Here is a 22,210-nt window from a genome sequence, read left to right as displayed (position 1 = left end):
GACCACAATAGGACGGCTAGGGTGATGTGCATGTCCGGAGCCCGTGTGCTGGTGACGGGGGCGAGCGGGTTCCTCGGCGGCTACGTGGTGCCCGAGCTGCAGCGCCACGGGCACGAGGTCTTCGCGGCGGGGCGCGACACGGCGGCACTCGCCCGGGTCGCCGACACGGAGCATCGCGTTCCCGGCGATCTCGTCTCGCTCCGCAGTCGTGACCTCCCTGTGGATGCGGTGATCCACTGCGCGGCGCTGTCGACGCCCTGGGGACCGTGGAAGGACTTCCGCGAGGCGAACATCGAGGGCACGGCTCACGTCGCCGAGTTCGCCCGCCGCAACGGCGTCCGCCGCATCGTGCACGTGTCTTCGCCGAGCGTGTACGCCGCGGCCCGCGACCGCGTCGCCATCCGCGAGCCCGACGTCGATCGCAGCAACCGTCTCAACGGCTACATCCGCTCGAAGATCGCTTCTGAGGACCTGCTGCTCGAAGCGCTGGATGCCGGAACAATCCCCGAGCTCGTGATCGTGCGCCCTCGAGGCCTCATCGGCGTGGGGGACCCGAGCCTCGTGCCGAGGCTGCTCGATGTGCACGCCAGGATCGGCGTGCCGCTCTTCGACGGCGGAGACAACCTCATCGACGTGACCGCGGTCGAGAACGTCGCTGCGGCGCTGCGACTCGCGGTGACCGAGGGGAACGGCGGCGGAGGGGTCTACAACATCTCGAACGGCGACCCTCGGCCGTTCCGCGAGCTGTTGACGATGCTGCTCGAGCTCATGGGGCAGACGCCTCGATTCCGCCCGATGAGCAGACGGATCGCGTGGGCCCTCGCGTCTGCTCTGGAGAGTGTGTGCGCCGTGCTTCCGGGTCGACCAGAGCCCCCGCTCACCCGCTACACGTTGAGCACCATCGCCTACTCGCAGACCCTCGACATCACACGAGCGCGCGAGGAGCTCGGATACCGCCCCGAGGTGACCTTGCATGATGCCCTCGCCGCCGTCGCCGCCCACCTGAGGAAGAACGCGTGACCGCCCGACTCCGCCACTACCTGTGCGGGAGCACATCGCATGATGTCGGTGCGATGTTCCACGGCGCGTCCCCCGGAGTCCGCGAGTTCCCGTCCGGGGTGTTCCTGTACGACGGCGGGGACGGGCGGCGTGTGCTGTTCGACACCGGCTATGCGACGGGCGAGTGGCATACCGGCTGGCGCGGCGCCGTCTACCGGCGGCTGCTCCCGCCGACCGTCGACGACGCGGATGACGTGGCCGCCCGCCTCGGCGCTGACGGCGTCGATCCGGCGACCGTCACGCACGTCGTGCTGTCCCACCTGCATCCGGACCATGTCGGGGGAGTCCGTCGGTTTCCGCACGCCACCTTCGTCCTGAGCGCCGGACACGCGCGGACGCTCGCCGCACCACGTCTGCGCACGGGTGTGCTCCCCGGGCTGTTCCCCGAGTGGTTCCCGGGAGCAGGTCGGATCGTGCTCGACGTCGACGCATTCCCGACGGTCGACATCCGCGGTGTGGCACTGCGCGCTCACGACCTCTTCGGAGACGGCTCCTACCTGGTCGTCGATCTCCCCGGGCATGCCGATGGCCATCTGGGCGCACTGGTCGAGGGCCGCGTGCTGCTGGCGGGGGATGCGGCGTGGGGAAGCGATCTGATCGAGGCATCCGCGGGTCTGAGGACGCTGCCCCGGCTCGTCCAGCACGATGCGGATCGTTACGCCGACACAGCGCGCACTCTCGGCGACCTCGTGTCCGTCGGCATCCGGGTCGTGTGCAGTCATGATCCGCTCGGTACGAAGGAGCTGCTGGACTGATGTCGAAGTTCGCGATCCTGCGCGAGTTCGTCGCTGTGCGGTGGCTCCGTCCGCTGCGCACGAGGTCCGCGGTCGAACGACGCCAACGGCGCCTGCTGCGGTCGCACCTCAGGTTTCTGAGGCAGCGATCACCGTACTTCCGCGAGCAGCTCGCGACCCGGTCGTTCTCCGAACTTCCACTCATGGACAAGAGCGTCATGATGAGCCGCTTCGACGAGATCAACACCGTGGGTGTCGGACGCGACGCAGCGCTCGCCCTCGCGATCGAGAACGAGCGCTCCCGAGACTTCGAGGCGGATCTGGGTTCGAACTCGGTCGGGCTCTCGAGCGGGACCAGTGGGCACCGCGGCCTCTTCGTGGTCAGCAGCTCCGAGCGCGACGCATGGGTGGGGGCGGTGCTCGCCCGCACACTCCCTCGCGGGCGGCTTCTCGGACATCGGATCGCGCTGTTCCTCCGCGCGGACAACAGCCTCTACGAATCGGTCGGTTCGCGAGCCGTGTCGTTCCGCTACTTCGACGTGTACTCCGACATGGAAGACAACATCGCCCGGCTGCAGGCGTACCGCCCGACCATCCTCGTCGCCCCGCCGTCGGTCCTGAGACTGATCGCGCGTGCGGCAGACGTCGGTGCGTTCGATGTCGTGCCGCAGCGGGTGTACTCGGTGGCCGAGGTGCTGGAGATCGCCGACGAGCAGCGCATCAGGGAGTCGCTCGGACAGCCTCTTCTGCATCAGCTGTACCAGTGCACGGAGGGCCTTCTCGCGCACACCTGCGAGCGCGGAGTCATCCACCTGAACGAGGACAACATCTTCGTCGAGCGCGAGACGCTGGATGCCGAGCGGTTCACGCCGATCATCACTGACCTCCGCCGACGTGCGCAGCCGATCGTGCGGTATCGGCTGGGCGATGTCCTCCGAGAGCGGGGTCGACGCTGCCCCTGTGGCAGCGCGCTCACGGCGATCGAGCGCATCGAGGGCAGAGAGGGAGACACGCTGGTCTTCCGTGGACTCGACGGCCGCGATGTCCCGGTCTTCGCCGATGTGATCACGCGGGCGCTGCTCTATGCCGACGGGTTCGACGAGTACCGCATCACTCAGATCGGCGCGTCGCGCCTGCAGATCGCCTTGGACACGGTCGATGATCGGTCTCGGCGCCGCGTCGAGGACGAGGTGGACGCACTGGCCGACCGGCTCGGATGCGAACGCCCCGACCTCACGTTCGTGGAGTACACGAGAGACGGTTCGGTGAAGCTGCGCCGGGTGGTGCAGGAATGGGGGGACCGGAGATGGTGAGGAACTGCGAGATCGTCGGGTGGGGCACGTCGCTTCCCGGACGGACGGTGCGATTCGACGACGAGACGCGGTATCGCATCGAGGACGATGTGTCGCATCTCGACATGCTGACCGAGGCGTGCGAACGTGCGCTCGTTCACGCGGGCGTCACGGCGGATCAGATTGACCTCGTGCTCGGTGCCTCGGCAGCCGGCATCCAGCCGATCCCGTGCACGGCCGCGCTCGTGCTCGAGCGACTGACGCTCACCGGTCACGCGGCCGCCTTCGATGTGAACTCGACCTGCACGAGCTTCATCACGGCTCTCGACGTCGCGTCGCGGTACCTGGACGCCGGCGACCACGAGACGATCCTCGTGTTCGCGGGCGACGTGGGAACGCGCTTCCTGAACCCCGAGCAGCGCGAGAGCTTCGAGCTCTTCAGCGATGCCGGCGCGGCCGTCGTGCTCCGCCGCTCCGCAGACCCCGCCCGGGGCGTGATCGCGAGCGCGCAGCGCACGTGGCCCGCCTATGCGCACGACACCGAGATCAGAGGAGGGCTCTCGAGATCGCCCGCACAGGCTTATGCCACGGCGGATCCCGCCGACTACCTGTTCGACATGAACGGACGACGTGCGCTGCTGGGGATGATGCGCGTGCTCCCCGAGTTCTTCGACGGCTTCCACCGCAAGTCGGGGATCTCGTACGACGATGTCGCGCTCTGGGTGCCCCATCAGGCGTCGGCCGCGCTCGGACCGATGCTCGATCGCCTCGGCATCCCGGTCGAACGCCGGATCGACGAGGTGAAGGAGTTCGGCAATATGGTCTCGTCGTCGGTGCCGTTCATGCTCGCACGCGCGCTCGAGAGCGGTCGGGTCGGCGCCGGCGACACCGTGATCCTCTGCGGCACAGCAGCGGGTCTGACAGCCAACATCCTCGCGCTCCGACTCTGAGTCCTTTCCGGGCTGCGAGGATGAAGTGATGATCGCACTCGTCTCGGCGCCCTCGAACCTGGGCCTTCGGCCTCCTGCGCCTGGAGCGGTTCCCGGCACGTCGAAGGCGCCCGAGGCGTTGCGCGAGGCAGGGCTGTATGACGCTCTGGCCGCACGCGGGGCCGTGGATGCAGGTGCGGTGCTGCCCGGACGCTATGTCGATGATCCCGAGCGCGGAGAGCGCACGCTGCGCAACCAGGATGCGATCATCGACCACGCGCGTCGCCTGGCGGCTCGCCTCGTCGACCTGCGCCGTCGGGGGTTCGCACCGCTCGTGCTCGGGGGTGACTGCAGCCTCGTCATCGCCGCGGGTCTCGCGTCTCGCGTCACCGGCGCGGGCGGTCTGGTTCACGTCGACGGTCACACCGACTTCCGGCACCCCGGGAACAGCGGTTCGTTCGGATCCCTCGCGGGTGAAGACCTCGCGGCAGCGATCGGCGAGCACCTGCCGGAGATCGCCGACATCGATGGGCTCGGCCCCTACTTCGACTCCGCATCGACGGCGCACATCGGATGCCGACGAGACGACGAGGAGCTCGCGGAGGTCGCCGAGCGGATCGCCGTCACGATCCCCGCCGACCAGATCATCCTGCACGGAGCCACACGCGCGGCGTCGCGCATTCTCGCCGAGCCGGGGCTCGAACGCGGCTTCTGGATCCAGGTCGACGTGGACGTGCTCGACCCGGAACACATGCCGGCGGTCGACAGTCCCGATGCGGGCGGAATCGAGCCCGATGACCTGGTGCGCCTGCTCCGTGAGTTGGCGCCTCGGGCATGGGGCGCGTCCATCACCGTGTTCGACCCCGATCTCGATCCCACCGGCGTTCATGCGGCGCTGCTGGCCCGGATCCTCACAGAGGGGCTGGATCGCCTGGGGGAGGACGCCGGGCAGGCCTGACGCCCGGCCCGCCCGCGCTCACACCAGGGTGCGGCCGATGCTCCCGATCACTCCGTCGATCGGCTGCCCCGAGGCGTCACGTCGCGCCCCGGAGTCGGGGAGCTTGCGCACGGCACCCGTCGGATCGACCGCCTGTGCCGGGCTCGGTCCCACCCAGGCGACCGTGAGACGGTCTTCGCCCTTGAGGAACGCGTGAGCGCGCACACCGCCGGTCGCCCGGCCCTTCGCGGGGTACTCGGAGAACGGCGAGACCTTCGCGCGACCGGGTTCCGTCCCAGGCAGGCTGCTGTCGCCCCCGGACACCGTGGCCACGACAGCATCCGACTCGGGGTTCACCGCACCGAAGAAGAGTACAGAGGAACCCGCACCCAGCTTGATGCCGGCCATGCCACCCGCCGGTGCCCCCTGTGGACGCACGGTGGACGCGGAGAAACGGAGCAGCTGGGCGTCGGTCGTCACGAAGACGAGGTCGTCATCGTCCCGCGCAGCCACTGCGCCGACCACCGTGTCGCCGGGCTTCATGCCGATGACCTCGAGATCGGGGCGCACGGGCAATGTCGACGGAACGATCCGCTTCACGGTGCCCTGTGCCGTGCCGAGCGCGATCGGCACCTCGCTGTCGAAGCGGACGAAGCCCAGGATGCGCTCTCCGCGGGTGGTGATCCCGAGGTAGTCGCGCAGAGGGGCTCCTGCGGCCAGCTGCACCGACGAAGACGGCACCGACGGCAGGTCGACGGGGGAGAACCGCAGCACGCGACCCTCCGTGGTCAGCGCGCCGATCTCGGCACGGACCGTGGTCTCGATCGTCGTCAGGATCGCGTCGTGCTTGCTGCGGCGAGGCGGCAGCGAGAGCTCCTGGCCTTCGCCGAGATCCACCCGCACGGCTCGACCGGTCGTCGAGAGGACGAGCACGGTCGGCGCGTCCGCGATCTGGAGATCGACCGCGGCGCCCTTCGTCGCACGGGGCTTCGGGGGAGCGGCGTTCATCAGGAGAGTGCGGCGAGGAGTGCCGTACGCGTCTGCCGCGGCATCCAGCTCCTTCGCGACCGCAGCCCGGAGGAGCACATCGCTGCCGAGCAGCTCACGCAGCGCCGCGATCTCGGCGAGCAAGGCGTCGCGCTCGGTCTCGAGTTCGATGCGCGAGAACTTCGTCAGTCGGCGCAGACGCAGCTCGAGGATGTACTCGGCCTGCAGCTCGCTGAGGTCGAAGACGGAGCGAAGACGTGCACGCGCCTGCTCGGAGTCGTCGGACGAACGAATGACCTGGATGACCTCGTCGATGTCGAGGATCGCGATGAGCAGACCCTCGACGAGGTGCAGTCGCTCTTCGCGCCGTGCGAGCCGATACCGGCTGCGTCGTGTGATGACCTCGAGGCGGTGAGCCACGTAGACCCGCAGCATCTCCTTGAGGCCGAGCGTGCGGGGCTGTCCGTCGACCAGCGCCACATTGTTGATGCTGAAGGAATCCTCGAGCGGCGTCAGCCGGTAGAGCTGCTCGAGCACCGCGTTGGGGTCGAACCCGGTCTTGATGCCGATCGCGACGCGCAGACCATGGTTACGGTCCGTGAGGTCGGTCACGTCACTGATGCCCTGCAGCTTCTTCGCCTGCACCGCATCGCGGATCTTCTCGATCAGTCGCTCGGGGCCGACCATGTACGGCAGCTCCGACACGATGATGCCGGTCCGGCGCGGCCCGAGAGGTTCGACGGAGACCTTGCCTCGTACCTTGAGCGCGCCGCGCCCGTTCGTGTACGCATCCTTGACACCGTCGAGACCCATCAGGATTCCGCCGGAGGGGAAGTCGGGCCCTGGCACGAACTCCATGAGCTCTTCGGTCGTGGCGTCGGGGTTCTCGAGCAGGTGCGTGGCGGCGGCGACGACCTCGATCAGGTTGTGCGGGGCCATGTTGGTGGCCATGCCGACAGCGATGCCGCTCGCTCCGTTGACGAGGAGGTTGGGGAAGGCGGCCGGAAGCACGGAGGGCTGCTGGAACTGGCCGTCGTAGTTCGGGATGAAGTCGACGACGTCTTCGTCGAGGTTCTCGGTGAGCGCCATCGCCGGCGACGCCAGGCGCGCCTCGGTGTAGCGCGCCGCCGCGGGACCGTCGTCGAGTGAGCCGAAGTTGCCGTGGCCGTCGACGAGCGGAACGCGCAGCGCCCATTCCTGGGCGAGTCGCACGAGGGCGTCGTAGATCGCGGTGTCGCCGTGCGGATGCAGCTTCCCCATCACCTCGCCGACGACACGGGCGCTCTTCACATGGCCGCGGTCGGGGCGGAGGCCCATCTCTGCCATCTGGTAGAGGATGCGGCGCTGAACGGGCTTCAGCCCGTCTCGGGCGTCGGGGAGTGCCCGCGAGTAGATGACCGAGTAGGCGTACTCGAGGAAGGATCCCTGCATCTCGGTTTCGAGATCGATGTCCTGGATTCTCTCCGGGGCGAGCTCGGGAGGCGGGGTCTTCGGCATGGCCATCCTGAATGGGTGCGAGGCTGAGGGCGTACGGGAGCCTGTGTCAGACTGGCTCGGATGCCGATCATTCTACCGTCCGAGTCGTCCGCTGCCCGGAGCGTCGTCGGGGTGGCGGACGACGTGTTCGCCGCTCTCCGCGGCGAATCCGCGACCCTGCCGCGGGCCGAATCCGTCGTGCTCGTGCTGATCGACGGCCTCGGCGCTATCAGCCTGCGCGCCCATGCCGGGCACGCCCGCACGCTGACGGCGGGAATGGCGAAGAAGGATGTGGCCCATTCGGTCTTTCCCTCGACCACCGCGGCGGCGCTCACGAGCATCCTCACGGGCGTGTGGCCAGGGGAGCACGGGCTCGTCGGATACAGCGTCCTCGACCCCGCACAGGATGCTCTGGTCAATCAGCTCACCGGCTGGGAGTCCGAAGGGATCGACCCCGCGACCTGGCAGGCTGCGTCGACGATCTTCGAACGCGCCCGTGCCGAGGGGCGACCGACCTTCGCGGTCGGTGTCGCCGCCTACGCCGGAAGCGGGTTCACGCGAGCGACGCTTCGCGGTGCAGACTTCGTCGCCGCGCAGACGCCGGCAGAGCGGGTCCAGGTCGCCTACGACCTGGCGGAACGCCATCCAGGGTCACTGGTGTACTGCTATCTGCCGGAGGCGGACAAGGCAGGCCACCGATACGGCCTCGATTCGGTGCAGTGGGTGTCAGCGCTCGAGGAGATCGACGCCGCGATGTCTCGGCGGGTGCCGCCGGGAGTCGGAGTGCTCGTCACCTCGGACCACGGCATGGTCGATGTGCCTGCCCACCGGCAGGTCGTGCTCGAGACCGAGCATCTGGCCGGCGTGCGTCACATCGGCGGGGAACCGCGGATGCTGCACGTCTACGTCGAGCCCGATGTCGACGCCGCGGCTGTCGCGGTTCGATGGACGCGCGATCTCGACGGGCGCGCCGATGTCGGCATCCGTCAGGAGGCGATCACAGCGGGCCTGTTCGGCCCTGAGGTCACTGTCGCCGCCGCGTCGCGGATCGGCGACGTCCTCGTCATCGCGCGCGGTAACGGTGCGGTCTATGACGGGACCGCGCACGATCAGCGCAGCCGGGGGATGATCGGTCAGCACGGCGGCCTCACTCCGGAGGAGCGTCAGGTGCCCCTGCTCCGCTTCGGTGCGTTCGCCCGCTGAGCCGACCCTGAGCCGACCGGTCGAGCGGCGCAGAGCCTTCCCGACCCGCGGACTCTATTCGTCGGTGCGCGCCCCGAAGACGATCTCGTCCCACGACGGCATGGCGTTGCGTCGCTTGCGTCGACCGGAGTTGTCGTTCGTCGGCTCGGGAGTGACCTCGGGCTCGTCGTCCTCCTCGGGCGCGGAACTGTCGAAGGCGTCGAAAAGCGCGATCGGATTGCGATCGTCCTGGTCGTCTTCGGGCGTCTCCAGGATCGGCGCCGTCTCCCGCTGTCCGCGACGACGACGAAGGGCTTCGAGCAGGTCGGCGGTCTCGGGGCTCGTCGTCGCCGATTCCGGTGCACGCTTGATCGCGGCATCCTGTACCGCCGCGGGGGAGCGCTCGGGGGCGGCCACGTCCTCGACATCGGCCTCGGGGGCAGCGATCAGTCTCGGTCCGAAGGCACCGGAGTCGAAGCGGCTGTCGTCCTTGTAGGGCGAGGCCTGGCGCTCGGCCTCGACCGCGCGCAGTCGTGGGATGAGACCTTCGGGGAGCGAGCCCTGGCGCGAGAGCTGGGTCGCATCGGCGTTGAGCGGCGACAGAGCGCTGCGCCGCGGATCGAAGCTCCACCGGGCGTCGTGGTCGACCTCGTTCGCCGCGAACTCGAGCTTGATGATCCAGCCGCTGTCGTCCTTCCAGCTCGCCCAGCGTTCGGCGGAGGCCTCGATCTCGGAGAGCTTGGAGCGGATGGCGGTGCCGAACGTCGGCTGTGCGTCCGGCTCGACATCGCTTCCGATCAGCACGGGAACGGCGAGAGCCTGGCCGATGACGTGCTCGCGCTCAGCCAGCACCGGGCCTTCGAATCGGATGACGTCGTCGACGCTGATGCCGAGAAGCTCTGCCACCTCGGGGGCAGTGAGACCGGCGCGGATCTGCGCCTGGATGTCGCGGGGGCTGGCGGCGAGTCGCTGAGCCGTCGGCTCGCTCTGTCGCGTCGCCCGTCGGATCTCGCGGTGCAGGACGTCGTCGATGGGCAGCGCGAAACGCTCGCCCGACTCGGTCGCGAGTACGAGCAGACCTGCTTCTGTGCCGACGATGGTGACGTTTTCCATGCGAATGCCCCTCTGATGGGTGTGCGTTCATGGTGTCACGCGGGGCGCCTCTCAGCCGGGAATACTCTGGGCGTGCCGTGAGTTTGATCTGTCGCACGCACCGGCATTTGCTTATTGCTTCGCAGTCGTGCAAACTATGGCCGCCGATTACCCCGACGGCGCACCACCCACTCGCATGAAAGTGGAGATTCACCACATGGCAACCGACTACGACGCTCCCCGCAAGAGTGAAGACGACTCCGAGTCGATCGAAGCCCTCAAGGAGCGTGTGCCGGACAAGAGCTCCGGCTCTTCGGGAGACGAAGATGCGGACAACCCGTCCAGCTTCGATCTTCCCGGAGCCGATCTTTCCGACCTCGAGCTCGATGTCGTCGTGCTGCCCGCGCAGCAGGACGAATTCACCTGCATGAACTGCTTCCTCGTGAAGCACCGTTCACAGCTCGATCACGAGGGCTCCTCCGGCCCCATCTGCAAGGAGTGCGCCGCCTGAGCGCACCAGAGCGATAATTCACGCGCCCCCGACCTTCTGGTCAGGGGCGCGTCGTTTTTGTGTCCGTGGGGCGGCTGTCGTCAGCCCCGGGAGGCGAGGATCGCCGCCGCGAGGCGGTCGGGCGTCCTGGTCGAGACGGTCCAGGTGTCGACCGGGTCGTCCGGGTCGATGTTGGACACCACGACGACGCCGTCGACGCCGCCGCGGATGAGGTGCCACCCGCGGGCCGGCAGGCCGGGTCCGCGTGCCTGGCGCGCCTCTTCGCCGCTCAGCGCCCTCGGCGTGCCGAGGTGTCGAGTCTCGATGTGCGCCCGTCCGGCGCGGAGCACATCGCCGTCGACCGACACGACCGGCGTGAGGGCGATGAAGGCGATCACGAGCAGGGCCGAGACCGCGGCACCGACGATCAGCGCGATCGTGGAGCCGACGGGGACGAAGATGAGGGCGACCATCGGGCCCGCGAGTGCGACCGTCACCAGCAGCCACAGGCTGGGGGACAGTCTCTCGCGGTAGCGGGTCCGCGCGTCAGGAGCGATGTTCTGCATTAGCCTCGTGGGGTGACTGATTCCGTTGATGTCCCCATTATCGCCTCTGTGGTGCCCGGTTACGCCCACCCCGGCGATGCCGGAGCCGATCTGGTGGCGGCGGAGGCCGTTCATCTGGGCCCGGGGGAGCGCGCCCTCGTGGCGACGGGCGTGCGAATCGCGCTGCCTGAGGGATACGCGGCATTCGTGGTGCCGCGCAGCGGCCTCGCGGCCAAGCACGGTATCTCGATCGTCAACTCTCCTGGCACGGTGGATGCCGGATACCGCGGCGAGATCAAGGTGAGCCTGATCAACACCGACATCCGCAGCGCGTACGATGTGGCCGTCGGCGACCGCATCGCGCAGCTGATCGTCATGCCCGTGACGCGAGCCACGTTCATCCCGGTCGAGGAGCTGTCCGACAGCGTCCGCGGCGAAGGTGGCTTCGGCTCGACCGGCTACCAGGCAGGATCCCATTCCCCTTCGGCAGGACAGACCAATGACTGACAACAACGCGACTCCCTCGAAGTCGGCCCCGGACGACCGTGCTACCCAGGGTCCCTTCGACGACTCCGAGGCGAACCCCGTGCGCCCCTACATCGACCTCGGCGGGATCAAGATCCTTCCGCGCGAAGGCCTGAACCTCCGTCTGGAGGTCGAGGAGCAGTCCAAGCGCATCGTCGCCGTCGGCCTCGACTACGCCGATTCCTCGCTGCAGGTGCAGCCGTTCGCCGCACCGCGCTCGGGCGGGCTGTGGGACGAGACGCGAGTGCAGCTGCGCGATCAGGTCCGCGGCCAGGGCGGTCGCGTCGAGGAGCGGGACGGCCCTCTCGGCAAGGAGCTGCTCGCCGAGGTGCCGGCCGCCGCGAACGAGGGCTCGGAGCTTCGGCTCGCCCGGTTCATCGGCATCGACGGCCCGCGCTGGTTCCTCCGCGGCGTGATCGGCGGCGCCGCTGCATCCGATCTCGAGGCGGCTGCGAAGGTCGAGGACCTCTTCCGGTCGATCGTGGTCGTCCGCGGTGGGGCTCCGATGCCCCCGCGCGACCTGATCCCGCTGAAGATGCCCGCGACTCCCGGCTCCGCGTGAGCACCCCGGCCCCCGAGCCCGAGCGCGAGCAGAGCGCATCGGACATCGTCGGCGCCGCGCTCGGTGGCGCCGCCCGGCGTGCAGGACTCGACCCGAACGAGAGCGGCGCGACCCACAAGGTGGTCTGGTCCGCGATCGGCGGATGGCGTGGGATCCTCGAATCCGTCCTGCCGAGCCTCGCGTTCGTCGTCCTCTTCACGATCCGCCCGGAGCCGCTGATACTTCCGCTGGGGGTCTCGGTCGGACTCGCGGCTGTGTTCACCATCGTGCGGCTGGTACAGAAGTCTCCGCCGTCCGCGGCCATCAGTGGTCTGGTGGCTGCGGCAGCAGCCGCGGCACTCGCCCTGTGGACAGGACGAGGTGAGGACAACTTCGTCCCCGGTCTGATCACGAACGCGGCGTACGGCACGGCGATGCTGGTCTCCGCGCTCATCGGCTGGTCACTCATCGGCCTCGCGGTCGGTTTTCTGATGGGGGAGGGTACGGCCTGGCGCGGCGACCGCCGCAAGCGCAGGGCCTTCTTCTGGCTCGGGATCGCCTGGGCCGCCCTGTTCTTCGCTCGGCTCGCGGTGCAGCTCCCGCTGTATCTCGCCGGCGATGTCACGGCGCTCGGCACGCTCAAGCTCATCATGGGTCTTCCGCTGTTCGCACCGCTGATCGCGGTCACGTGGCTCGTCGTGCGCGCACTCTACCCGCGCGCGTCGGATGCCGAGGCGCCTGCCCAGTCGTGATAGATTTATCTTGACATCAAGATAAATTGCAGGCTTTCGCCCGGAGGCCGAGCAGAGCAGACTGGTTAGGTCTGCCTTGCTAGCCGCAGGGGCTCGCTGGCGAGCAAGATGGAGGCGCCTGTCGCTCCCATCCGAATAGAAGGAGACGGATTCGTGTCCACGGTGAACAGCTTCGGTGCCAAGAGCACCCTGACGGTCGGCAGCACCGACTACGAGATCTTCCGCATCGACACGGTGCCCGGTTTCGACAAGCTCCCCTTCAGCCTCAAGGTTCTCCTTGAGAACCTGCTTCGCACCGAGGACGGCGCGAATGTGACGAAGGCGCAGATCGAGGCCCTGGGTTCGTGGGATGCTGCGGCAGAGCCGAGCACCGAGATCCAGTTCACGCCGGCCCGCGTGGTCATGCAGGACTTCACCGGTGTTCCCTGCATCGTCGACCTCGCCACCATGCGCGAGGCCGTGACGGCGCTCGGCGGCGATGCGAACAAGATCAACCCGCTCTCGCCCGCCGAGATGGTCATCGACCATTCGGTGATCGCCGATCTCTTCGGTTCCGAGAATGCGCTCGAGCGCAACGTCGAGATCGAGTACGAGCGCAACGGCGAGCGCTACCAGTTCCTGCGCTGGGGTCAGACGGCCTTCAGCGACTTCAAGGTCGTCCCGCCCGGAACAGGCATCGTGCACCAGGTCAACATCGAGCACCTGGCCAAGGTCATCTACGACCGCGACGTCGACGGCGTGCTGCGCGCCTACCCCGACACCTGCGTCGGCACCGACTCGCACACCACGATGGTCAACGGCCTGGGAGTGCTCGGCTGGGGCGTCGGCGGCATCGAGGCCGAGGCCGCGATGCTCGGCCAGCCCGTGTCGATGCTCATCCCGCGCGTCGTCGGCTTCAAGCTGTCCGGCGAGATCCCTGCCGGTGTCACGGCGACCGACGTCGTGCTCACCATCACCGACCTGCTGCGCAAGCACGGCGTCGTCGGCAAGTTCGTCGAGTTCTACGGCGAGGGCGTTGCATCCGTACCGCTGGCCAACCGTGCCACGATCGGCAACATGTCGCCCGAGTTCGGCTCCACCGCCGCGATCTTCCCGATCGACGACGTGACGCTCGACTACCTGCGCCTGACCGGGCGCAGCGATGAGGCCGTCGCACTCGTCGAGGCCTACGCCAAGACGCAGAAGCTGTGGCACGACGAGAACGCCGAGCCCACCTTCAGCGAGTACCTCGAGCTCGACCTCGGCACCGTCGTGCCCTCCATCGCCGGCCCGAAGCGTCCGCAGGACCGCATCCTCCTCTCCGAGGCCAAGTCGCAGTTCGAGCACGACATCCTCTCGTACGCCTCGGCATCGACCTCGGACTCCGTCGTCGATCTCGAGTCGAAGCACTCGTTCCCGGCATCAGACCCGGGTTCCGTGCCCGGCGAAGAGGAGCCCACGACGACCCGACCCGTGCACATCAACAGCGGTGCACCGGCCAACGCGTCCAAGCCCGTGCCGGTCACCACCCCGTCGGGCGAGAAGTACATCCTCGACAACGGTGCCGTCACGCTGGCGGCCATCACGTCGTGCACGAACACCTCGAACCCGTCGGTCATGATCGCCGCAGGTCTCGTCGCCCGCAAGGCGCTCGAGAAGGGCCTCAAGCAGAAGCCGTGGGTCAAGACGACGCTCGGCCCCGGCTCGAAGGTCGTCACGGACTACTACGAGAAGTCCGGACTCGACAAGGACCTCGAGGGTCTCGGCTTCTACACCGTCGGCTACGGCTGCACGATCTGCATCGGCAACTCGGGACCGCTGATCGAAGAGGTCTCCGCGGCCATCAACGACCACGACCTCGCCGTGACCGCGGTGCTCTCGGGCAACCGCAACTTCGAGGGGCGCATCAGCCCCGACGTGAAGATGAACTACCTGGCCAGCCCGCCGCTGGTCATCGCCTACGCGCTCGCGGGGTCGATGCACTTCGACTTCGAGAACGACGCGCTCGGCAAGGGAACCGACGGCGAAGACGTCTTCCTCAAGGACATCTGGCCCACCCCGGCCGAGGTCCAGGAGTTGGTCGACTCGTCGATCTCCCGTGAGCAGTTCATCAAGCAGTACGCGACCGTCTTCGACGGTGACGAGCGCTGGCGCAGCCTGCCCACCCCGGACGACGACATCTTCCAGTGGGACGAGAACTCGACGTACGTGCGCAAGGCGCCCTACTTCGACGGCATGACGATGGAGCTGACCCCGGTGCGCGACATCGAGGGCGCGCGCGTCATGGCGACCCTGGGCGACTCGGTCACCACCGACCACATCTCGCCCGCCGGAAACATCAAGGCCGGCACGCCCGCCGCTCAGTACCTCACCGAGCACGGCGTCGACCGCAAGGACTTCAACTCCTTCGGTTCGCGTCGAGGCAACCATGAGGTCATGATCCGCGGAACGTTCGCGAACATCCGTCTGAAGAACATGATGGTCTCGGCTGTCAACGACGGCCAGGTCGTCGAGGGTGGATACACCCGCGACTTCACCCAGGAGGGCGGCCCGCAGTCGTACATCTACGACGCGAGCATGAACTACCAGGAGCAGGGCACCCCGCTCGTCATCTTCGGCGGCAAGGAGTACGGCTCCGGCTCGTCGCGTGACTGGGCGGCCAAGGGCACGAGCCTGCTGGGCGTCAAGGCGGTCATCACCGAGAGCTTCGAGCGCATCCACCGCTCGAACCTGATCGGCATGGGCGTCGTCCCGCTGCAGTTCCCGGCCGGCGAGAGCTGGGAGTCGCTGGGTCTCGACGGTACCGAGGTCGTCTCGATCACGGGTCTCGAGGAGCTCAACAACGGCACCACCCCGAAGACGGTCCGTGTGACTGCCACCCCGACCGACGACTCGCCCGAGGGCAAGCAGGTCGTGGAGTTCGATGCGGTCGTCCGCATCGACACCCCCGGTGAGGCGGACTACTACCGCAACGGCGGCATCCTGCAGTACGTGCTGCGTTCGCTGGTCTGATCGCACAGTCGGAAAGGGCTCGGTTCTTCGGAACCGGGCCCTTTCCGCGTGTCAGGGCCCGTGTCAAGGGGGAGTCGCTCTCCGAGCTTTCCCGGATGCCCGGGGTAGGATCGAGCAGGCCTCCGTACCGGAATCGGATGCCGCGAACGGTGCCTATGAGGAGGTGCAGATGCCGATTCTTCCGAGCATCTCAGGACCCCGTGACCTCGACTCGCTGTCCGAGGACCAGCTCATCGAACTCGCGGGGGAGATCCGTGAGTTCCTCGTCGAGAACGTGTCGCGCACCGGCGGGCATCTGGGCCCGAACCTCGGTGTCGTCGAACTGACGATCGCCCTGCACCGCGTCTTCTCGTCTCCCGACGACCCGTTCATCTTCGACACCGGTCACCAGTCGTACGTGCACAAGCTGCTCACGGGCCGTCAGGACTTCTCCTCGCTCCGCGTGCGCGGAGGCCTCGCCGGCTACCCGCAACGCTCCGAGAGCCCACACGACGTCGTCGAGTCGTCCCACGCATCAAGCTCGCTGAGCTGGGCCGACGGCGTCTCGCGCGCATTGACCGCGACCGGGCGTGCAGACCGCCATGTGGTCGCCGTCGTCGGTGACGGCGCCCTCACCGGGGGCATGACGTGGGAGGCGCTCAACAACATCTCCGACGACAACGACCGCAATCTCGTCATCGTGGTCAACGACAACGGGCGATCGTACGCGCCGACCATCGGCGGGATGTCGCGTTACCTGAACCGTGTGCGCACCGCCGCGGCGTACAAGGAGCTGCACCACAAGTCGGATCGCCTCTTCCGCGCCTTCGGACCCGTCGGCCGCGCCGTCTTCCGCGGTGTGAGGGGCGGGACCCACGGATTCCTCTCCCGGTTCACGAACAACGAAGCGCTGTATTCGAATCTGGACATCAAGTACCTCGGCCCCGTCGACGGACACGATCTTCCCGCGCTTCTCGAGACGCTCGAACTCGCGAAGTCGTTCGGCGCGCCCGTGATCGTGCACACCATCACCGAGAAGGGACGCGGCTACCAGCCCGCCCGCGACGATGAGGCCGATCAGTTCCATGCCGTCGGGCGTATCGATCCGACGACCGGCGAGACCCTCTCGTCGGGAGGGACCGGCTGGACGGACGTCTTCTCCGACGCGCTCGTGTCGGTCGGAGAGCGCCGCCCCGACGTGATCGCGATGACGGCGGCGATGCTGCGCCCGACAGGGCTCGCACCGTTCGCCGAGCGGTTCCCGGACCGCGTGTACGACGTGGGGATCGCCGAGCAGCACGCCGTGGCATCGGCTGCAGGTCTCGCGTTCGGGGGCCTGCACCCGGTCGTGGCGCTGTATGCGACCTTCATGGGCCGCGCCTTCGATCAGGTGCTCATGGATGTCGCCCTGCATCGCGCAGGCGTCACCTTCGTCCTCGACCGCGCGGGGGTGACCGGTCCCGACGGACCCAGCCACCACGGCATGTGGGACCTCGCGATGCTGCAGATCGTTCCGCACATCCGCATCGCCGCTCCACGAGACGGCGCGCGTCTGCAGGAAGCCCTGGACGAAGCTGTACTCGTCGAGGACGCCCCGACCGTGATCCGTTTCCCCAAGGGCGATGTCGCGCCTGAACTGCCCGCACTCGAGCGCCTGCACGACGGAGTCGATGTGCTCGCCCGCGGCGAGTCCGAAGACGTGCTGCTCGTGGCGATCGGGCCGTTCGCGGCGCTGGCGATGGACGTCGCCGAGCGTCTCCGTGCCCAGGGCATCGGCGCGACTGTCATCGACCCCCGCTGGGCGATCCCTGTGCAGCCCTCGATCGTCAGCATGGCGGCCCGCCATCGCCTCGTCATCACGCTCGAAGACGGAATCCGTGTGGGAGGCATCGGCACGCGCGTGCGTCAGGTGCTTCGCGAGGCGGGCATCGACACGGCGGTCGACGAGCTGGGCCTGCCGGACGAGTTCATCGATCACGCCTCGCGCGATCAGATCCTCGCGGATGCCGGACTCACGGCGTCGAAGATCGCGCAGGACGTCGTCGCCCAGGTGCTCGGCACTCGTATTCCGGTCGCCCGCCAGCCGGGGGAGACCGGCACCGTCGATCTTCCGCTGCACGAGCGGAGCTGATCCCGGCCAGCCCGACCGAGATCCCGCCTGCGCCGTCAGTTGAGGGCGTGGAGCGCCGCGACGGCCTCGGCACCGCGGTCCGTGTCGCGGAGGGCGGTCGAGAGCAGGTAGCCGTCGGTCAGGGCGTCGCCCGTGACCATGACGCGGACGAGTTCGACGCCGCAGGAGCGGCGCACCTCCTCGGCGCTGGCGGCGATGACCCGCGTGTTGATCTCGTCGTTGTGTGGCAGCTCGGCGCCGTCGAGGCCCCGGATGACGTCTCGCAGGGCCGCCCCGACGATGTTCGACGCGCGCTCGTTCACGTTCACGACGTCGAGCTCGAACACCCGTAGATCTCGGCCGGTCGGCAGCGGTCTCCACTCGAACGACGCATGCACGCGATGCTGATGCCCGCTCGCTCCGGTCATCTCGCGGGCGGGCAGGTCCGTCGCGCGGCAGCGGACGTCGATGAGCTTGTACCAGTAGAACAGCGGGAAGGCCCCGTGCGAACCGGGATCGAGCACGACGACCTCGCCGACCGCGCCCCCGCGCGAGGTGGGCCGCCGCTGCGGCCTGTTGCGGATGATCGGCTTGCCGTTGCGCGTACGGATGGCCGCCCACCCCTCATCGACCGTGACGACGAAGATCTTCAGGAGGGCCGGGACGACCAGCAGGATCGTGAGGATCGCCGTGCCGGTCTTGAACAGACCCGACATTCCCTTGCCGCCGAGCATCGTGAGGAGCATGTCCATGACACCACTGTGCCGCGTCACGCCTCAGCGCGCGGCCATTCGCCGCTCTCCGATGCCGGTGTTCACATGCTGTTCCGTCGGCGTTACCCGCGACGCCGCGAGGTGGATACGCCACAGGCGAGGACAGGCTCGGTGCGCCTCAGTCGAGGTCGGCCAGCGCCTCGGCGAGCAGGGCTTCGGTCGTGGCCCTCTCTCGCTCGCGGTCGGCGTCGACGAGGCCGACCCGGGTGCGACGGTCGAGGATGTCGTCGACTGTCATCGCACCCTCGGCGCGCACCGCGAACTCGACCTGCGCACGGAACACCGCATCGTCGTCTGCGCCGGAGTGGGATCGCTTCGGCGCGGTATCGGTGAGCCGGAGGGTCGCCGTCCGACTCGGCGCGGCATCCAGGCCATTCGCGCGTGCTGCGAGGTCGACGGCGTCCTCCGCCATTCGCCGATACGTCGTCAGCTTGCCGCCGAGGACGTTGACGAACCCGGTCTCGGAGACAGCGACCAGATGGCGGCGGGAGATGTCCGCGGTTGAGTCGGCGCCCATGTCGACCAGGGGGCGAAGGCCCGCGAAGGCTCCGCGCACCCGGTCCCGCCCCAGGGGCTCCGCGAGCACCCGATTGAGCGTCGAGAGCAGGAAGCGGATCTCGCCCTCCGTCGGCGTGGGGATCCGCGGAACGGGGCCTGGAGCATCCTCGTCGGTCAGGCCGACGATCACCCGGCCGCTCTGCTGCGGCAGGGCGAACACATAGCGGCTGATCGACCCCTCGTGCGGAATCGTCAGGGCTGCCGACGGGTGTCCGAGGTCCGCGGCGTCCAGCACGATGTGGGTTCCGCGACTGGGGCGCATCGTGATCGACTCGTCGAGGTCTCCGGCCCACACCCCGGTGGCGTTGATCACGCTGCGGGCACGGACGTGCAGGGTCTCGCCGGTCAGGACGTCTTCCGCGATCGCCCCGTCACTGTGCAGCGCGCGTGCGCGGACGCGGGTGAGGATGCGCGCGCCGAAAGCCGCGGCCGTGCGTGCGACCGTCACGACCAGTCGCGCATCATCCACCAGCTGTCCGTCGTACGAGAGCATGCCGCCGCCAAGTCCTCGCCGCGCGAGCGCAGGAACCAGATCGTGGGCGGCGCGCGCGGAGATCAGCCGTGGTGCGGGCAGCACCGATCGTGGCGTGCGCGCCCGCATCCGCAGCAGATCACCCATCGCCATGCCTGCGATGGCGGCCGTGCGCTGTCCGGTGGTCACTCCGACGGTGAAGGGCAGCAGCTGGCCGAGTGGCCGGATGAGGTGCGGCGCGATGACCGTCATCAGCAGGTGCCGCTCGAGCGCACTCTCCTTCGCAGTCGCGACATCACCGGTGGCGAGATAGCGGAGACCGCCGTGCACGAGCTTCGAGCTGAATCGGCTCGTGCCGAACGCGAGGTCATCCGCTTCGAGCAGTGTGACGGTGAACCCTCGGGATGCGGCGTCGAGAGCGACTCCCACGCCGGTGATCCCGCCGCCGATCACGAGTATGTCGGCGACCTCCTCGGCGGCCCTGGCGAGTTCGGACGCCCGACGCGCGACGTTGAGGTCGGGGGAGTGCATGCTCACGGCCGGAGCAGCCCGTCGAGTGCGGCGCGCAGCTCCCGTTCCCACGATGCCTCGGAGATGAGCTCTGAGACGGTGCCGTGCGAGAGCACCGCCGACTGCGCGATGAGCAGCAGCATCACCGCCATCTCATCGGGCTCTCCCACCCTGACGCTCCCGCCCTGCTGTGCGGTGCCGATCGCCGCGGCGAGCCACTGCAGGATCAGCCGCTGGCTCGATCCGACTCGCTGCAGCGTGTAGCGGGTGAAGACTTCGGGCTCATCCGCGAGCAGTCGCTCGTAGACCTCGTCGGAGCGGAAGGACGCCGAGAAGCGGAGCACGTCGTCGACGAGATCGTGTCGGGTGAGGGGGGCGTCCGGGAACTGGGAGACGATGCCCGCGACCCTACGGAGAAGAGCGGCACGCACGACGTCGTCGGCGTCGTTCCAGCTGCGGTAGATCGTCGGACGGCTGTGTCCGGCGCGACGTGCGAGCTCCGCGATGGTGACTCCATGCACCCCTCGGCGGCTGATCAGCTCATCGGCCGCGTCGAGGATGCGCGCCTGGGTGGCGTCCCAGAGCGGATGCTGCGCGAACCGCGCCCCTGCAATTACTTGACGTTCTTCCATGATCTGTCACACTGTAACGCATGGGTCAGGAGAACGGCAGAGTCGCCGCACGATCGGAGATGCGGTGGAACGGATGGGGCGACCCCGAGAAGGCCGATGACCTTCCCCGCGCCGTGCGGGCGCTTCTCCCGCTGCTGCTCGGGCGCATCCGCAAGCCGGCCGCATCCGTCGAACTCGAAGACGTGCTCGTCGACGCCTCCGCGCTGACGGCCGACGACATCTCGGCATTCACCGGCGTCGTCGGCGCCGACCAGGTCGAGGTCGCGGACGAGGCTCGGATCCGGCACGCAGGCGGTCGCTCGACACCCGACCTGCTGAGACGACGACGAGTGCATCAGATCGCTCCGGATGCCGTCGTCCTGCCCGCCGATCATGACGAGGTCTCCGCCGTGCTGGCGGTCGCCGCCGAGCGCGGAGTCGCGGTGATCCCGTTCGGGGGCGGGACCAGCGTGGTCGGCGCCCTCGACCCCGAGCGCGGCGTCCACCATGCGGTGATCAGTCTGGATCTGCGGCGACTCAGCGGTCTTCTCCGCCTCGACGAGGTGAGTGGAGAGGCGGTCCTCGCCGCCGGGACCACCGGTCCTGAGGCGGAGACGCTGCTCACCGAGCACGGCTACGAGCTCGGCCACTACCCGCAGAGCTTCCGCTACGCGACGATCGGCGGGTTCGCGGCAGCGCGTTCGTCGGGGCAGAACTCCGCGGGGCACGGCCGGTTCGACACGATGGTCACGGGCATCCGGGTGGCGACCCCGACGGGTGACATCGAGCTCGGGCGGTCACCGGGGTCGGCCGCCGGTCCCGACCTCATCCGCGTGTTCCTGGGTTCCGAAGGCATCTTCGGGGTGATCACGGAGGTACGCGTCCGCGTCCATCCGATTCCGCGCGAGCGTGTGCTCGAGTCCTGGACCTTCCCGAGTTTCGCGGCGGGTGCAGATGCCCTCAGGGCCGTGGCCCAGCACGGCGGTGGGCCGACGGTCATCCGCCTGTCCGACGAGGCCGAGACCGCGGTGAGCCTCGCCCAGGTCGGCCGGATCGGCAAGGCGCTCTCGAAAGGCGCCGCTGTCGTCACCGTGTACGAGGGTGAGGGCATCGTCGAGCGGCGGGCACGCGCATCGGCGCATCTGGTCGCTGCGGGTGGCATCTCCTCCGGCGAGGGAGCGGCGGGGGACTGGCTCGACGGGCGATTCGACGGTCCGTATCTACGCGACGCTCTGCTCGACGCGGGAGTGTTCTGCGAGACCCTCGAGACGGCGACGACCTGGGCGAACCTCCATACTCTGAAGGCCGCGGTCACGGCGGCCCTTCGGGACGGACTGTCGGATGCCGGAGCGAAGCCCTATGTGATGTGCCATGTCTCCCACATCTATCCGACGGGAGCATCGCTGTACTTCACGGTGCTGGCCGGCATCCGGTCCGACCCGCTGGATGTGTGGGCACTGGTCAAGGCGCGCGTGAACGATGCGATCATCGCGAGCGGCGGCACGATCAGTCACCACCATGCCGTCGGTCGGGACCACGCTCCGTGGCTGGAGGAGGAGATCGGCGAGACCGGCGTGCGGATACTCGCCGCGATCAAGCGGGAGCTCGACCCCGCGGGGATCCTCAACCCCGGTGCCGTGATCTCCTCCGACCGGACGCGCTGAC

At 68.5% G+C, this 22,210-nt stretch carries 19 protein-coding genes; 13 read left to right on the top strand and 6 right to left on the bottom strand.

Annotated features, from left to right (window positions below):
• The first annotated feature begins 30 nt into the window (after positions 1-30).
• The 5 genes from OD997_RS03775 to OD997_RS03755 are packed head-to-tail and all read left to right on the top strand — an operon-like array spanning position 31 to position 4,972.
• A complete protein-coding gene (locus OD997_RS03775) occupies positions 31-1,020 on the top strand; it encodes an NAD-dependent epimerase/dehydratase family protein (RefSeq protein ID WP_434330406.1) in 990 nt (329 codons plus the stop codon).
• Positions 1,017-1,814 (top strand): MBL fold metallo-hydrolase, encoded by a 798-nt coding sequence (locus tag OD997_RS03770; RefSeq protein WP_434330405.1) that lies wholly within the window; start codon positions 1,017-1,019, stop codon positions 1,812-1,814. The genes OD997_RS03775 and OD997_RS03770 overlap by 4 nt, the downstream gene beginning before the upstream one ends.
• On the top strand, positions 1,814-3,106 hold the full coding sequence (locus OD997_RS03765) for a F390 synthetase-related protein (RefSeq protein WP_434330404.1): 1,293 nt from the start codon (positions 1,814-1,816) through the stop codon (positions 3,104-3,106). Before OD997_RS03770 ends, OD997_RS03765 begins: the two co-directional genes overlap by 1 nt.
• Positions 3,100-4,035: a 3-oxoacyl-ACP synthase III family protein gene (locus OD997_RS03760; RefSeq protein ID WP_434330403.1), complete on the top strand. Its 936-nt coding sequence runs from the start codon at positions 3,100-3,102 to the stop codon at positions 4,033-4,035. The genes OD997_RS03765 and OD997_RS03760 overlap by 7 nt, the downstream gene beginning before the upstream one ends.
• 28 nt (positions 4,036-4,063) lie before the next feature.
• The gene (locus OD997_RS03755; RefSeq protein ID WP_434330402.1) at positions 4,064-4,972 is read left to right on the top strand and encodes an arginase family protein; all 909 of its coding nucleotides are present in this window, start codon (positions 4,064-4,066) and stop codon (positions 4,970-4,972) included.
• Between the two features lie 18 nt (positions 4,973-4,990).
• Here the strand turns inward: OD997_RS03755 and OD997_RS03750 are convergent, their stop codons facing one another.
• Entirely contained in the window at positions 4,991-7,435 is a 2,445-nt protein-coding gene (locus OD997_RS03750) for a DNA gyrase/topoisomerase IV subunit A (protein WP_434330401.1), read from the bottom strand.
• A gap of 60 nt (positions 7,436-7,495) precedes the next feature.
• Between OD997_RS03750 and OD997_RS03745 the strand changes: the two genes are divergently transcribed.
• Positions 7,496-8,617, top strand: coding sequence for an alkaline phosphatase family protein (locus tag OD997_RS03745; protein WP_434330400.1), 1,122 nt, complete (start codon positions 7,496-7,498; stop codon positions 8,615-8,617).
• Positions 8,618-8,671: 54 nt separating this feature from the next.
• Here OD997_RS03745 and sepH read toward each other — a convergent pair whose 3' ends face one another.
• The gene (gene sepH / locus OD997_RS03740) at positions 8,672-9,709 is read right to left on the bottom strand and encodes a septation protein SepH (protein ID WP_434330399.1); all 1,038 of its coding nucleotides are present in this window, start codon (positions 9,707-9,709) and stop codon (positions 8,672-8,674) included.
• A gap of 196 nt (positions 9,710-9,905) precedes the next feature.
• Here sepH and OD997_RS03735 point away from each other — a divergent pair, with 196 nt between their 5' ends.
• The gene (locus OD997_RS03735; RefSeq protein ID WP_056307515.1) at positions 9,906-10,199 is read left to right on the top strand and encodes a DUF4193 domain-containing protein; all 294 of its coding nucleotides are present in this window, start codon (positions 9,906-9,908) and stop codon (positions 10,197-10,199) included.
• An 80-nt stretch (positions 10,200-10,279) separates the two neighbouring features.
• Here the strand turns inward: OD997_RS03735 and OD997_RS03730 are convergent, their stop codons facing one another.
• Positions 10,280-10,744, bottom strand: a complete 465-nt coding sequence (locus tag OD997_RS03730) for a DUF3093 domain-containing protein (RefSeq protein ID WP_434330398.1) — start codon at positions 10,742-10,744, stop codon at positions 10,280-10,282.
• A 12-nt stretch (positions 10,745-10,756) separates the two neighbouring features.
• Here OD997_RS03730 and dut point away from each other — a divergent pair, with 12 nt between their 5' ends.
• The 5 genes from dut (at position 10,757) to dxs (ending at position 17,642) form a co-directional block, all read left to right on the top strand.
• The gene (gene dut / locus OD997_RS03725) at positions 10,757-11,230 is read left to right on the top strand and encodes a dUTP diphosphatase (RefSeq protein WP_434330397.1); all 474 of its coding nucleotides are present in this window, start codon (positions 10,757-10,759) and stop codon (positions 11,228-11,230) included.
• Positions 11,223-11,810, top strand: coding sequence for a DUF3710 domain-containing protein (locus OD997_RS03720; RefSeq protein ID WP_056307521.1), 588 nt, complete (start codon positions 11,223-11,225; stop codon positions 11,808-11,810). The genes dut and OD997_RS03720 overlap by 8 nt, the downstream gene beginning before the upstream one ends.
• Positions 11,807-12,541 carry a DUF3159 domain-containing protein gene (locus OD997_RS03715; protein ID WP_434330396.1) on the top strand — a complete coding sequence of 245 codons (735 nt, stop codon included), beginning with the start codon at positions 11,807-11,809 and terminating at the stop codon, positions 12,539-12,541. Before OD997_RS03720 ends, OD997_RS03715 begins: the two co-directional genes overlap by 4 nt.
• 153 nt (positions 12,542-12,694) lie before the next feature.
• Positions 12,695-15,532 carry an aconitate hydratase gene (locus OD997_RS03710; protein WP_434330395.1) on the top strand — a complete coding sequence of 946 codons (2,838 nt, stop codon included), beginning with the start codon at positions 12,695-12,697 and terminating at the stop codon, positions 15,530-15,532.
• 169 nt (positions 15,533-15,701) lie between these two features.
• Positions 15,702-17,642 carry a 1-deoxy-D-xylulose-5-phosphate synthase gene (dxs, locus tag OD997_RS03705; RefSeq protein ID WP_434330393.1) on the top strand — a complete coding sequence of 647 codons (1,941 nt, stop codon included), beginning with the start codon at positions 15,702-15,704 and terminating at the stop codon, positions 17,640-17,642.
• Between the two features lie 35 nt (positions 17,643-17,677).
• Here dxs and OD997_RS03700 read toward each other — a convergent pair whose 3' ends face one another.
• The 3 genes from OD997_RS03700 to OD997_RS03690 all read right to left on the bottom strand — a co-directional run bounded on the left by OD997_RS03700 (position 17,678) and on the right by OD997_RS03690 (position 20,566).
• Positions 17,678-18,373 (bottom strand): SPFH domain-containing protein, encoded by a 696-nt coding sequence (locus OD997_RS03700; RefSeq protein WP_434330392.1) that lies wholly within the window; start codon positions 18,371-18,373, stop codon positions 17,678-17,680.
• Positions 18,374-18,512: 139 nt separating this feature from the next.
• A complete protein-coding gene (locus tag OD997_RS03695; protein ID WP_434332333.1) occupies positions 18,513-19,955 on the bottom strand; it encodes a glycerol-3-phosphate dehydrogenase/oxidase in 1,443 nt (480 codons plus the stop codon).
• Positions 19,956-19,957: 2 nt separating this feature from the next.
• Entirely contained in the window at positions 19,958-20,566 is a 609-nt protein-coding gene (locus OD997_RS03690) for a TetR/AcrR family transcriptional regulator (RefSeq protein ID WP_434330391.1), read from the bottom strand.
• Between the two features lie 20 nt (positions 20,567-20,586).
• Here OD997_RS03690 and OD997_RS03685 point away from each other — a divergent pair, with 20 nt between their 5' ends.
• On the top strand, positions 20,587-22,209 hold the full coding sequence (locus OD997_RS03685; RefSeq protein WP_434330390.1) for an FAD-binding oxidoreductase: 1,623 nt from the start codon (positions 20,587-20,589) through the stop codon (positions 22,207-22,209).
• Position 22,210: the final 1 nt, after the last annotated feature.

It is taken from the genome of Microbacterium sp. CGR1, assembly GCF_051062835.1.
Classification (GTDB): Bacteria; Actinomycetota; Actinomycetes; order Actinomycetales; family Microbacteriaceae; genus Microbacterium.
The sequence above is the reverse complement of the archived record's forward strand: the minus strand, read 5'-3'. Positions and strand labels throughout refer to the sequence as shown.